At 61.3% G+C, this 12,782-nt stretch carries 13 protein-coding genes; 6 read left to right on the top strand and 7 right to left on the bottom strand.

Features of this window, described 5'->3' with window-relative positions; genetic code table 11:
* Nucleotides 1-213: 213 nt before the first annotated feature.
* Nucleotides 214-351 carry a hypothetical protein gene (locus tag P3G66_RS00570; protein WP_168421993.1) on the top strand — a complete coding sequence of 46 codons (138 nt, stop codon included), beginning with the start codon at nt 214-216 and terminating at the stop codon, nt 349-351.
* A gap of 304 nt (nt 352-655) precedes the next feature.
* Entirely contained in the window at nt 656-2,611 is a 1,956-nt protein-coding gene (locus P3G66_RS00565) for an AarF/UbiB family protein (RefSeq protein ID WP_276116062.1), read from the top strand.
* Nucleotides 2,612-2,625: 14 nt separating this feature from the next.
* Here the strand turns inward: P3G66_RS00565 and P3G66_RS00560 are convergent, their stop codons facing one another.
* From P3G66_RS00560 to P3G66_RS00545, 4 genes are all read right to left on the bottom strand, one after another.
* The gene (locus tag P3G66_RS00560) at nt 2,626-3,357 is read right to left on the bottom strand and encodes a hypothetical protein (protein ID WP_099698382.1); all 732 of its coding nucleotides are present in this window, start codon (nt 3,355-3,357) and stop codon (nt 2,626-2,628) included.
* 38 nt (nt 3,358-3,395) lie between these two features.
* Nucleotides 3,396-3,680, bottom strand: coding sequence for a hypothetical protein (locus P3G66_RS00555; RefSeq protein ID WP_003939785.1), 285 nt, complete (start codon nt 3,678-3,680; stop codon nt 3,396-3,398).
* 127 nt (nt 3,681-3,807) lie between these two features.
* A complete protein-coding gene (locus P3G66_RS00550; protein WP_276116061.1) occupies nt 3,808-5,415 on the bottom strand; it encodes an AMP-binding protein in 1,608 nt (535 codons plus the stop codon).
* 103 nt (nt 5,416-5,518) lie between these two features.
* Nucleotides 5,519-5,710: a hypothetical protein gene (locus P3G66_RS00545; protein ID WP_039973125.1), complete on the bottom strand. Its 192-nt coding sequence runs from the start codon at nt 5,708-5,710 to the stop codon at nt 5,519-5,521.
* Nucleotides 5,711-5,735: 25 nt separating this feature from the next.
* On the opposite strand from P3G66_RS00545, the gene P3G66_RS00540 reads away from it, so the two are divergent.
* On the top strand, nt 5,736-6,251 hold the full coding sequence (locus tag P3G66_RS00540; RefSeq protein ID WP_276116060.1) for a CGNR zinc finger domain-containing protein: 516 nt from the start codon (nt 5,736-5,738) through the stop codon (nt 6,249-6,251).
* A gap of 10 nt (nt 6,252-6,261) precedes the next feature.
* Here P3G66_RS00540 and P3G66_RS00535 read toward each other — a convergent pair whose 3' ends face one another.
* From P3G66_RS00535 to P3G66_RS00525, 3 genes are all read right to left on the bottom strand, one after another.
* Complete coding sequence (locus tag P3G66_RS00535) at nt 6,262-6,894, bottom strand: hypothetical protein (RefSeq protein ID WP_030536522.1); 633 nt, start codon at nt 6,892-6,894, stop codon at nt 6,262-6,264.
* Between the two features lie 87 nt (nt 6,895-6,981).
* Nucleotides 6,982-7,518, bottom strand: coding sequence for a hypothetical protein (locus P3G66_RS00530; RefSeq protein WP_007729952.1), 537 nt, complete (start codon nt 7,516-7,518; stop codon nt 6,982-6,984).
* 150 nt (nt 7,519-7,668) lie between these two features.
* Nucleotides 7,669-8,832 (bottom strand): LLM class flavin-dependent oxidoreductase, encoded by a 1,164-nt coding sequence (locus tag P3G66_RS00525; protein WP_003940457.1) that lies wholly within the window; start codon nt 8,830-8,832, stop codon nt 7,669-7,671.
* 157 nt (nt 8,833-8,989) lie between these two features.
* Between P3G66_RS00525 and P3G66_RS00520 the strand changes: the two genes are divergently transcribed.
* From P3G66_RS00520 to P3G66_RS00510, 3 genes are all read left to right on the top strand, one after another.
* Nucleotides 8,990-10,321: an MFS transporter gene (locus P3G66_RS00520; RefSeq protein WP_214924337.1), complete on the top strand. Its 1,332-nt coding sequence runs from the start codon at nt 8,990-8,992 to the stop codon at nt 10,319-10,321.
* Between the two features lie 141 nt (nt 10,322-10,462).
* Nucleotides 10,463-11,128 carry a TetR/AcrR family transcriptional regulator gene (locus P3G66_RS00515; protein ID WP_209922260.1) on the top strand — a complete coding sequence of 222 codons (666 nt, stop codon included), beginning with the start codon at nt 10,463-10,465 and terminating at the stop codon, nt 11,126-11,128.
* Nucleotides 11,125-12,780: an FAD-binding dehydrogenase gene (locus P3G66_RS00510; RefSeq protein WP_208690189.1), complete on the top strand. Its 1,656-nt coding sequence runs from the start codon at nt 11,125-11,127 to the stop codon at nt 12,778-12,780. The genes P3G66_RS00515 and P3G66_RS00510 overlap by 4 nt, the downstream gene beginning before the upstream one ends.
* Nucleotides 12,781-12,782 lie beyond the last annotated feature (2 nt).

The following is a 12,782-nucleotide window of genomic DNA, read 5'->3' as shown; positions in this document are numbered from 1 at the left end:
ACCGAATCCGCCCGTCCTTCACGGTATTCCTAAGTCGGGGAACTACATTCGAAACACAGAGGGCCGCAACCGCAGCGTACTGTCGGCGCTCGTCACTGACCTTTCGTGGCCTCATATGCCCAACTGCGCTGGGTCCGTACTGACGTCCCTCGTGTCGAGTGTCGCACCACCAGTTTCAATCAGTCACGCCATCACTACTCAGGAGGAATCACAATGGGTTCGATCAACGCATTCAACGAATGGGTCAACCAAGCTACGTATGCGGGCGACCCGTTTGCCACCGCCATAGCGATCGTCCAGTTCTTCGCGGTGAGTCTCCTCAACCTGTTCACCGGCGGCCCCATTCTTTAAAGGAGTCCACTCGGTCTCACTTCTGCTCGGCGTCCATCGCAGCCTGTTCTTCGGCTGTAATGCTCCTCGCGAAAGGTGGCCGGGACATCGCTGACGAGCATGATGCGCAGTTCGGCCTCGCGGATGGTCAGTGAACGCAGTTTTGGACGGTCGATCAGGACGAGTCGACATCGGAGCGAATGAACACCGAAGTGCCCAAGCATGTTCGACGCTTGGGCACTGTCGGACTTTGTTACCCGTCAGTCGGGGTGGGCTCAGGGTTTTCCTGGATGAATCGCAGATTGCAAACCCGTACGCTATCGCAATGGACTTGATGGTCTGGATCGTCACGACGCCATTTCTTGCAGCAGCACTGGCGGGCGTGATGCGACGAACGCTGGGGACGAGAGTCGGATGGCCGCGAACCCTTGCGGTCGCGGTGATAGCACTCTCGGTGGGGGTTCCACTGTCGGGATACGTCGCAACACTTGCAGGAATTGCCAGCCAGGACGATCAACTTCTGGTGAGCGTAGGAACAGCGCTCATATTCTTCGGAGTTGTCGCGCTCTGGGTGTTCGCAGCATGCCTGGCCGCATTGGTTTTCCTCGAAGTTGTCCTTCCAACAGGATCCATCCCCGGACCGCCAGAAGCATTGCAGCGCAGCCGAAAATCGTGGCGCCGAACCAAGCGATACGTCCAGATCATGGGCATCGTCGTGCGAGCGGGAGGCGGGCCCGCTCTCCGTGCTGGGCCATCAGCGCCTCAGTTCGGGGACGCGCTAGTGGAAGTAATCAACCGGTGCGGTGTCACTTTCGTCAAGTTGGGACAGATCCTCGGCACGCGAGACGACCTCATACCACCCGAGTTGGCTCGCACTCTCTCGTCTCTGCAAAGTTCGGCACGACCGGCTGATCCAGTCCGCATTGCGGAGCTACTGGCATCGGAACTCGGCGACGCACCAGAGTCGGTGTTCGCATGGTTCGATGTGGAGCCGTTCGCCGCCGCCTCTGTCGCACAGGTACATTCCGCGCGCACCGTTGAAGGCGTCGACGTTGTGGTGAAGGTTCAACGCCCCGAGGCGAGCGCACAAGTGAGCGTGGATTGCGATATCTTCCTTCGCGTTTCGGCGCTCGCGGAGACCCGTTTTCCCTGGGCACGCGATATCGGCGTTCACCGACTCGCCGGGGGCCTCGTCACGTCACTGCTCGAGGAACTCGACTACCGCACCGAAGCAGCGAATACCGGCGCGATTGCTTCCACCATGTCGAACCGCCCGGATATCGTCGTTCCGCACATCTACCCCAACCTCAGTAGCGGACGGGTGCTCGTGATGGAACGTCTTCACGGCACACCGCTCTCCGACGGTGAGTCGGCGCTCACCGGCCTCGACCGCGACACCCGCAGCAGCATCGCCAACGAACTTCTTGCGTCGTTGCTCGACGGGATCTTTGTCCACGGCGTGTTTCACGCGGACCTGCACCCCGGCAACATCATGATCCTCGATGACGGCCGGGTCGGGCTCCTCGACTTCGGCGCAGTAGGGGTTCTGGACGGCGAGACACGGATCTTGTTCGCCGTGCTCCTCAACGCTGCCCTCGCAGGTGATCCGGTGGCGACAGTCGACGCGATGCTGATGGCATTCGACGTGCCGCCCGAAGTTGATCGCGGAGCACTACGTCACCAGGTGGGCCGAGAGATCACCCTGCTCAGTGTCCAACCCAATGTTTCCATGGCATCGTTCGCGCGAATGTTCACCGTGCTTCGAGAACACCGAATCGGAGTGCCGGGAGACGTCGCCGCCGCTTTCCGTTCGCTCGCGTCTTTGGAGCGCGCCCTGCGGCTCCTGGATCCGCAGATCGACCTCGTCGCTGCTGTTCGGGCCGAAGTACCCCGACTGTTGACCCTGGTCGCCAGCCCGACTGCAGCCGCGCAGGCAATCCTGTCGACGACGGCGGTCACAACCGCGGTGGTCAGGCGCCTGCCTGGTCAGCTCGATCAGATCGCGACCTCGATCGCCTCGGGAAGCTTCACACTTCGCACTCGCTCGGTCGCACACCCCGACGACAGGCGATGGCTACGACGGTCGGCGAACAACGCCCTGGGTATGGCGGCGGGAGTGACCGCGCTGATTGTCGCGGCGATCCTTCTGTTCGTACCTGGCGGACCACAACTCACACCTCAGTTGTCGGGCTATGCACTCGCGAGTGCGGTACTGGGCTTCGTCGGCGTCGTTCTGTGCATGCGGACCGTGTTCCGTTTGTTCACACTCGACAACCGGTAACCAGTAACTGATGTTCATCGCTTGATCTCGATGTCGTCGAAGTCGAGCGCCAGGAGCGTCGGCCGCGAGGGAACGCGGCCGCCTGGGCCTCTCGGGAGCACACGTCGTCGAGTGGGAAAGGTGAGACCGTCGAACTCGCGATGCTGGTCGCAGTAGAGAGCAGCTTTCGCCCAGCTGCCTACCGGTTCGGCGACGAAGTCGTGACGGCGGATGAGGCCACCGTTGTCGACATAGAAGGTCTGCTGCCGGCAATGGGTGTCGATTTCTGGCGCAAATGTTGCTTGTAGTCGTCGCCATTGCTGCCCGGATTCCTGCCAAGGTTCGGCTTCGGTGACAGTGATGTCGTCGCGGGCGAGCAGCAGCGGTGCGTTCAGATAGTTCCAAAAGGCGTAGCCGGCAAAGTAAGCGGTGTCGAGCGCGTCCCAGTGGAGGTTGCGCCGGACTCCACTCAACCCGAAAAACTCTGGACGTGGGTCGGTTCGACTCCCGAGTTCTTCGCCGTCACGAGCTTCGATCCGCACGACGCCCTTGTCGAACACAGCGCACTCGCCGACACGCGGAAAGTCTTGGAGGACAGTGCGTTGCTCGGCGACTTCAACCTCGACCGTGAACTTCGCCAGCTTGTTGCCGGGGAAGCGCTGAGGCAGCAGACCGCCCAAACGTCCCCGTGCCGTGATCGCTGAAACAGACTGCCAACGTTCGACTCCGCCATGTGCGGTGAGGACTTCATCGAGTAGTTCGGTCATATGTCGACGCTCTCCGTCCCCTGACGGAACTGTGGAAATCAGCGATCAGACGGACGCGTAGTTGTAGTTGCGTTCCTCCCGCGGTACCACTGCCACCCCGCGGTGATGATGACAGCGCCGGCAAGGGACCCGAGGATGCCGCTCGGGCGCAATGATAATCCGTCGCCTGCAATCAAACTCACGAGCAATCCGCCGACCAGCGAACCACCGATTCCCGCGATGAATGCGAAGGTCCAGTCCACTCGTGCGGTCGTTTTCCCCAGAATCAGCTGGGCTCCCGCTCCGATGACGATCCCGAACAGGAGTATTCCGATGATGAGCATGAGACAAGGCCCTTTCGTGGAGTGACGACGCAAGGCGCGAACGACTTACTCTGCACCATCTTTCCGGTATGTCTCTTATGTCGTGGTGAAATCCGTGTGAAAGGTCGTCGTCGCCCAATCCACGTTGCTAGGTCGATGCCAGTGTCGTCGCCCAGCGGTAGTCCGCCTTACCAGCCGGGGTTCGCTTGACTTCATCGACCAGCACGATCGTGCGCGGCACCTTGTAGCCGGCCAACGTCTTGCGGCAATGTTCCTGTACCGCTTCGAGAGTCAACTCGTCGGATCCGGGGTAGGTCGCGATCACCGCTGCGACCTGCTGCCCCATACGCGGGTCGGGCGCGGGGACAACGAGTGCGTCCGATATTGCCGGATGCGCGTGAAGGGCGGCCTCGACCTCTTCGGCGAAGACCTTCTCGCCACCGGTGTTGATGCACTGCGAGCCACGACCCAGGAAGACAATAGTGCCGTCCGCTTCGACCTTGCCCATGTCGCCGAGCACCGAAAGGCGGGTGCCGTCGGCGCGGGTCGGAAACGTGCGGGCGGTCTTCTCTTCGTCCTTGTAGTACCCGAGCGGGACGTTTCCGATACGCGCGATGTAGCCCACGTCGTCGGAGCCGGCGGGGATCTCTTCGAGCCGCTCGTCGACCAGGATCATGTTCGGCGAGGGCGGCATTCGCAGATTCCCCGCCTCGTCGATGGAGAAGGCGCCGTCATTACCGGACTCCGAGGCTCCGAAGTTGTCCCGCAACAGCAGGTCCGGCTTCACCGCCAGCATGCGGTCTCGAACGCTGGTGGACCAGATCGCACCACCTGACGTGATCGAGAAGAGACTGCTGAAATCGACCTCGTCTTTGCGTCGTTCCATCTCGTCGACCAACGGCAGTCCCATGCCGTCACCGACGATCAGGATCACCTGTACCGAATCCTTCTCGATCGCTTCGACGACCTTCTCCGCAACGAATTCTCGTCGTAGAACCACGCGGGCACCGAGGGTGAGGAAGGTGAACAGCGAATACAACGCTGCGCCGTGCATGAGGGGGGCGGCAATGAGGAACGAGAGTTCCGGAAATTCCTTTGCAGCGCTGGCTATCTCGGCGAGGTCCTGTCGAGCTTCCTCGCCGTACGGATTTCCGCCGGAGAGCGGCTTACGGAAGAAGTCGTCGTGACGCCACATGACACCCTTCGGGTATCCGGTCGTCCCGCCGGTGTAGAGCAGGTACACGTCGTCGCCCGAACGAGAATCGAACTCCCCTACCGGTGACATCTCGCGAGCGTCGTCGAAGGAAACCACCGACACTTCATGCGCTTTCGCGGCAGCGACCAGTTCGGCCTCGACCTCGCCGATCACGATCACCGTCTTCACCTCCGGGCATGCACCGAAAAGGGAAGCAAGGACACGCTGATGCTCGGGGAGTTCCACGACCACTGCGACCGAGTCGGAGTTGGTGAAGATGTACTCCAGCTCGGCGGGCGTGTACCGGTAGTTCACATTGATCGGGACCGCACGGATCTTGATCAACCCGAGGATCGACGTGACATGTTCGACGCTGTTCTTCAGGAACAGGGCTACATGATCGCCGCGCGAGATGCCGGCTTGCGCGAGCAGGTTGGCCGTTCGGTTGGCTTCCGCGTCCAGCTCAGCGTAGGAGAAGTTCTCTCCCTCGTAAGTCAAGGCGACGCGATCAGGCACCGAGCTGGCGACGGTTTCGAATACATCAGCGAGGTTGAACTGCATCGTCTTCCCTTTCAGAGTCTGCGCCGCGATACCGAGGCATACAACCCTGAATCTAGAACACGTTCCATGTCACCCGAGGCAAAACGGAGCGATTAGCTGACCATTACCTGGACCTGACCTTGATCGGCGCAGCGACGGCCGAGCCCGCACCGCCCGACACCCATTCGGCGAGCAAGGTCTGCCACGACCCGCAATGGCAGCGCAGGTAGGTGACCGTCCCCTCGCTGGTCCGATGCCGAGATTCGATCTCCCAGCGGTGGATGCAACTTATCGGCGCGAAATCTGTTTTCTTCATACGACGAGCATGATGTAATGGCATTGTGCATCTCAACCCTTACGGCGAATATGCGGTGACGCTGGCCGCCGACCTGGCCAATCGAAATCCCGAGACCTTGGCCGAACTCGTCGAACGCTGCGTCGATGCAGGCATCATTCTCGATTTCCCCATCGCCGAGATGGACCTCGACGAGACCCTCGACCTTCTGATCGAGTGGTCGAAAATCGTCGACGTCACGGAGGAGGCAGCCCGCGCCGAGTTGGTGAACGTCATGCTCGAGCAAGCGTCGGCGTATCCGCGCATGACCAACCACGCAAACGACGGGTGGCATCTGCACTACCGCGATCCGCAACAGTCGCTCGCCGAGGTCCTCAGGGCCCTCTTCTCGGTAGGCACGGCGCTGCACCTCGTCGGCCGCGGAATGCACAGATTAGGTCGGTGCACCCTGGACGAGTGCACCAACATCTATGCGGACACCTCACGCAACGGCAATCAGCGGTACTGCTCCCCCACGTGTGCGAATCGCGACGCGGTGCGACGCCACCGCGCGCGCAAGTGAGCCGGACCGACTACGACGTGGGACCCACTACCTCGAAATCCGAGCCACCTTGGTAGTCGAACTGGAAGCTGCCGCCGCTGCTTCCCGAGCTGATTCGATTCCACGCGTCGATCAAGTCCTGGACCGTGTTGTATCCCAGGTCCTCCAAAGAACCTGAGAGACTTCCGGTTCCGGCGCCCTCGAACCAGCCGCCGACCACAACGGCCTGCGGAATCGCGATAGTGGGGTTGGTCGGATCGAGCAGTCGAACGCACGCTCCCGCAACGGCGTACACCCCGGCCGGCAGATTGCCGACGGTCCGCGTGATCGTCTGCCCAGGCGAAACGGCAAACAGATCGAGGATGTTGCTGACGGTCGGATACACCAACACGCCGGGCTGGAGCAGCTTTGCCGGATCACGAATCACGTCGGGGACATCTCTGGCGTTGAGGATCGCCACTGTGCAGTTGATGAAGCTGAACCGCGGGTTCGGGTTGGTGATGGTGAAGGTGATCGCATTGTCCGCTGCGCTCACCGACATCGGAGGCGGGAGAATCGCCGGTGCTGCCGACGCCGTCGCCGGAGTCATGACAACAAGTCCCACGACGGCGGCCGACGCCGCGACAATGCTTCCGAGAACGCGTTTGAATCCACGACTTCGCATTTCCGAACCTCCAGGCAAGTCGGTCAGATCACCAGATGCCTGAAGAATAGACCGCTCAGTCGGAAAATTGGGGAGACAGACGGTGAGCTACCCGAAAAGTCCTTCGAGGCTGCCGCTGCCGAACAGGTCGCTCAGGCTTCCGGTATTGATGCCGCTGAACGGTCCACCGATGACAACGAGGCTCGGCACGCCAGGAACAGGCTTACCCAACGTCTCCAGATCGAGAAGATCGGAGCACGCACCGAGCACGGCGTAGGTTCCGTCCGGAACATCGGTCACGGTGTTGGTGACCGTCTGCCCCTTACCGACAGCGAACAGTGAGGACGGGTCGGTGATCTTGGGGTACACCACAAGGTTCGGATCGAGCAGCTTGAGCGGATCATCAAGCACGGCAGCAGAATCCGCGGCGTTGACGACAAACGCCTGGCACAACGGGGCAATGCCCGTGTTGTTGTTCGTGATCGTCAGTGCCAGATCGTTTCCGGTCACCTTGTACGAGACGACCGGCGGGACCACCTCGGCCGACGCAGTTGCAGGATTGACCATCGCGACGCCTGCCGCGGTTGCAGCGGCGACTGCCACGGTTCCCACGACGCGACGTACTCCACTCGTGCCCAGCTTCATCGAGGATCCTTTCGTACTGCGCCTTGAGTTCGGCAACAGTGCGCAGCCTAGAACGGATCTACTGACCGAATTGCGTGAATAGTCCCGGAGGGAGGCCGTGCCCGAAAGATCGGGACAAACGTCCCCTTCTCGAAGAGCTTGCTTTTCGACTCAGTTCCCACTGGAGACGAAGGGCGTTCGCACCGGTCCGCCGACCGAACCGTGCGGTGCTACCAATCCACGCTTTTCGAGGATCGGACGCACACCCTCACCGAACTGATACGCCTCTTCGAGATGGGGATAGCCCGACAATACAAAGTGATCCAGGCCGATCGCCGCGTACTCGGCAATCCGATCAGCCACTTCTTGGTGCGAACCTACCAATGCGGTGCCTGCACCCCCTCGCACCAATCCGACGCCGGTCCACAGGTTCGGCGCAATCTCCAGCGACCTCGCTCCGACGCCCTCCTTGTAAGCCGAACCGCCGCCGTGCAATTCGAGCATTCGACGCTGACCTTCGGAGCCGGATCGCGCAAGACTCGCCTGAGCCTGCTCGACGGTCGCCGGATCGAGCGCACTGAGCAGCCGATCCGCTTCTGCCCATGCCTGTTCCGAGGTGTCCCGGCTGATGACATGCAGACGGATTCCGTAGTCGAGGTGACGACCTTGGACTTCCGCGAGGTCGCGGATCCAGGCGATCTTGGCGGCAACAGCGGACGGCGTCTCACCCCACGTGAGATACGTATCCGCGTAACGCGATGCGACGGTTCCGGCCGCCGGCGACGATCCGCCGAAGAAGATGGGCGGTACCGGATCCGGAATACGCTGCAGCGTAGCCTTTTCCACGTTGACGTACTCGCCGGAGAAATCAACCGGACCGTTACCGGACCACAACTGGCGGATCACGTCGAGGAACTCGCCGCATCGTGCGTACCGTTGGTTCTTGTCGAGGAAGTCACCGAACGTGCGCTGCTCGTGGTCCTCCCCGCCGGTCACGACGTTGAGCAGCAGACGACCGCCCGACTGCCATTGGAAGGTTGCGGCCATCTGGGCGGCCAGCGTCGGGCTGAGCAATCCCGGTCGCAGAGCAACCAGAAACTTGAGCGTCTCGGTGGTCTCGAGCATCATCGCTGTCGTCAGCCATGCGTCTTCGCACCACGCGCCGGTCGGCGTGAGGACGGCCTCGAAGCCGTTCGTCTCGGCGGCCGCGCCGATCTGATTGAGGTATTTCAGCGTCGCCGGACGATCACCGGACATCGAGCTGCCGTGCCCACCCGCCATCAGATTCCGGGAATCACCGTAAGTAGGCAAGAACCAGTGGAAGCGCAGTGACACGGTGATTCCTTTCGTCGACGAACAGGCAGAACTCTTCTGTCATTACAACCACAGTCCACCTCGAAGAACAGGGTTGAAATCACCCTGATCGCTACGGGTGCCCACTTTCGGCTCCGGCGATACCTTCGTGAATTTGCACCGCGACCCGGGGGCTCCGATGACCACGTTTGCCGAAGTCGAGCACAATTCACCGTTCTCGAACGAGACCGACGACGAGCGGCGATCCAGACTGAGAACCGTCGTCGCCGCGAGCCTGCTCGGCACGACGGTCGAGTGGTACGACTTCTTCCTCTATGCGACGGCCGCGAGCCTCGTCTTCAACCAACTGTTCTTCCCCAACCAGAGTTCCTTTGTCGGGACCATGCTTTCTTTTGCGACCTTCGCGGTCGGCTTTCTCGTTCGCCCCATCGGCGGAGTGGTGTTCGGTCACATCGGCGATCGCATCGGGCGCAAGAAAACGCTTGCCCTCACGATGTTCATCATGGGTATCGCGACGGCGCTCATGGGTGTCCTTCCGACCGCAGCTCAAATCGGGGTCGTTGCACCGATTCTGCTTCTGCTGCTTCGTATCCTGCAGGGATTTGCTCTCGGTGGTGAGTGGGCCGGAGCCGTTCTTCTGGCGGTCGAACACAGTCCGGAGAAGAAGCGCGGGCTGTTCGGCAGCATCCCGCAGATCGGGCTGGCTCTCGGCTTGGCTTTGGGCACAGGAATGTTCGCACTACTTCAAACGGTCTTCGACGACGAACAGTTTCTCCGTTTCGGCTGGCGCATAGCCTTTGTTCTCAGCTTGGTGCTCGTGATCGTGGGGTTGGTGGTCCGTTTGAAGGTCGACGAGACGCCCGCCTTTCAGGCCGTTCGCGACCTCGAACAACGCTCGTCCGCCCCGCTCAGGGAAGTCTTTCAAGGAAAAGTCGCGCGAAACACCGTACTGGGCATGCTGTCTCGCTGGGGCGAGGGCGCCGCGTTCAACACCTGGGGCGTCTTTGCAATCACGTATGCAACCAAGACTCTGCATTTCGAAAAGGTTCCGGTACTTCTTGTGGTCACCGTGGCCGCAGTAGTGATGGCGATCTTGCTGCCGTTTTCCGGTTTACTCACTGATCGGTTCGGCCCGCAACGGGTCTACATCGTGGGCATCGCCGCGTACGGCCTCGCGATCTTCCCCGCCTTCGCACTGTTCGGTACCGAGAATCTCCTGCTCTTCGGAGTCGCGATGGTCGTGGTCTTCGGAGTGATTCACGCCTTGTTCTACGGCGCCCAGGGAACGCTGTATGCGAGCCTCTACCCCACAGAAATCCGGTACACCGGGTTGTCGGTCGTTTACCAGTTCTCGGGTATCTACGCCTCCGGCGTCACACCTCTGATTCTGACGGCACTGATCGGCGCCAGTGGCGGTTCGCCCTGGCTGGCATGTGGATATCTGGTGGCCACCTCGGCGATCAGCGTCGTCGCCACTGCGGCGATCAGGAAGCGTGATCTGCATCTGTAGCGATCACACCTGAATATTCACTTCTCTTGGACATTTACTAGATACGCATAGAAATACCTGCGAAGAAGGACAAATCGAGATACGCCTACGCATCGGATACATCCGTGTATCGTTTGGGGTCCCACCCTGACGGAGGCGCCGATGACGACTGGAACGGACAACTCGCCGGCCAAGCGTGTCACCAAACGCCGTGGTCAAACCCGGCAGCGCCTGCTCGACGCGGCTGCAGATGTCTTCTCCGAAGCCGGGTTCGGGCACGCCACGGTCGAGCAGATCTGCGAACGCGCCGGATACTCCCGAGGCGCGTTCTACTCCAACTTCGATTCACTCGACGAATTGTTCTTCGCGATGTGGGAGCAGCGATCTGCATCAATGCTCGCAGACCTGAGGTTGGCGACGGAGTCGATCACCGCCGGCAACACCGTCGACATCCATGCCGCTGTCGCCCGGATCGTGGCGGTGGTTCCGGTCGACCCCCAGTGGTACCGGATCAACGCGGAATTCACAGCCCACGCGCTCCGTAACCCGGCACTTCGCGAAGCCCTTGCCGACCGTGAAGACGCGATCCTTCGCACCCTGTTGCCCATTGTGGAGTCCGCACTCAGCGACGTCGGGCGAACAATCGTCGGCGACCCGACGGCGTTGGGACGGGCATTGGTTGCAGTGCACGACGGCACCAGCGTGCAGTGCCTCGTCGATACCGACACCAACGCCGCCTTTGCACTGCGCCGCGATATCTTCACTCGAATTCTGCTGTCCTACAGCGAAATAATCCAGAACAACCAATCGGAAGAGGAGTTGTCGTGAGCGAACAAGCTGACGTCATCGTTGTCGGGGCAGGGCTGGCGGGACTGGTCGCCACCTACGAACTGACGCGCGCGGGCCGCAAAGTCCTTGTCGTGGAACAGGAGAACGCTGCCAACCTCGGCGCGCAGGCATTTTGGTCTCTCGGCGGACTCTTCCTCGTGAACAGCCCCGAACAACGCCGACTCGGCATCAAGGACTCCCTCGAGTTGGCAATGCAGGACTGGATGGGCACAGCCGGATTCGACCGTGAGCGCGAAGATCACTGGCCGCGTCAGTGGGCCAAGGCGTACGTCGAGTTCGCAGCGGGCGACAAGCGTCAGTACCTGCACGATCTGGGGCTTCGCCTGATGCCGAATGTCGGCTGGGCCGAACGCGGCCGCGGAATGGCTCTTGGACACGGCAATTCGGTGCCGCGCTTCCACCTCACCTGGGGAACCGGCCCCGGCGTGGTCGATGTCTTTCTGACCAAGGTGATTGCTGCCCAGAAGCGCGGACTGGTCACGTTCAAGCACCGCCACCAGGTGGATCAGTTGGTGGTGACCGACGGTGCGGTCACTGGTGTACGCGGAACCGTCCTCGAACCTTCCAGTGATCTGCGCGGCGTGAAGAGCTCGCGCACCCCCATCGGCGAATTCGATTTCGCCGCACAGGCCGTCGTGGTCACCTCCGGTGGAATCGGCGGCAACTACGAACTGGTGAAGAAGAACTGGCCCGAGCGACTCGGCAAGGCGCCGAAGCACATGCTGACGGGAGTACCTGCACACGTCGACGGACGCATGCTCGAAATCACCGAATCCGCAGGCGGAAACATCGTGAACCGCGACCGCATGTGGCACTACACCGAAGGCATCCAGAACTGGAATCCCATCTGGCCCAACCACGGAATCCGAATCATCCCCGGACCGTCCTCGATGTGGTTCGACGCCACCGGCAAGCGTCTGCCGGTCCCCAACTTCCCCGGCTTCGACACGATGGGAACTTTCAAGTACATCCTCGACAGCGGCCACGAGTACACGTGGTTCATCCTCGACCAGAAGATCATCGAGAAGGAGTTCGCACTCTCGGGATCGGAACAGAACCCTGACTTCACCAACCGCGACTTCAAGCTCCTCCTCGAACGAATCAAGAAGGGCGCGCCGGGACCGGTCGAGGCGTTCAAGCAGAAGGGCGCGGACTTCGTGGTGCGCAACAACCTTCGTGATCTGGTCGACGGCATGAACGCCCTCACCGACGAACCGCTCCTCGACTACGAGGACATCGAACGCGAGATGATCGCCCGCGACCGCGAAGTCGATAACAAGTACAGCAAGGACTTCCAGGTCACCGCCATCCACGGTGCCCGTAATCTGTTGGCAGACAAGATCGTGCGCGTCGTTGCACCGCACAAGATCCTGGACCCCAAGAACGGCCCACTGATCGCGGTCCGGTTGCACCTACTCACACGCAAGACCCTCGGCGGCTTGGAAACCAACCTGGATTCGCAGGTCATCAAGGCCGACGGCAGTGTCTTCGACGGTCTGTACGCAGCCGGTGAAGTCGCGGGCTTCGGCGGCGGCGGAGTCCACGGTTACAGCGCACTCGAGGGGACCTTCCTCGGCGGCTGCATCTTCTCGGGCCGCGCAGCCGGACGAGCATTGGCGCGCGACCTGTAGCT

The organism is Rhodococcus sp. C3V (assembly GCF_029269915.1).
Lineage (GTDB): Bacteria > Actinomycetota > Actinomycetes > Mycobacteriales > Mycobacteriaceae > Rhodococcus_F > Rhodococcus_F qingshengii.
Note: the sequence above shows the minus strand (reverse complement) of the source record. Positions and strands in the feature narration are given on the sequence as shown.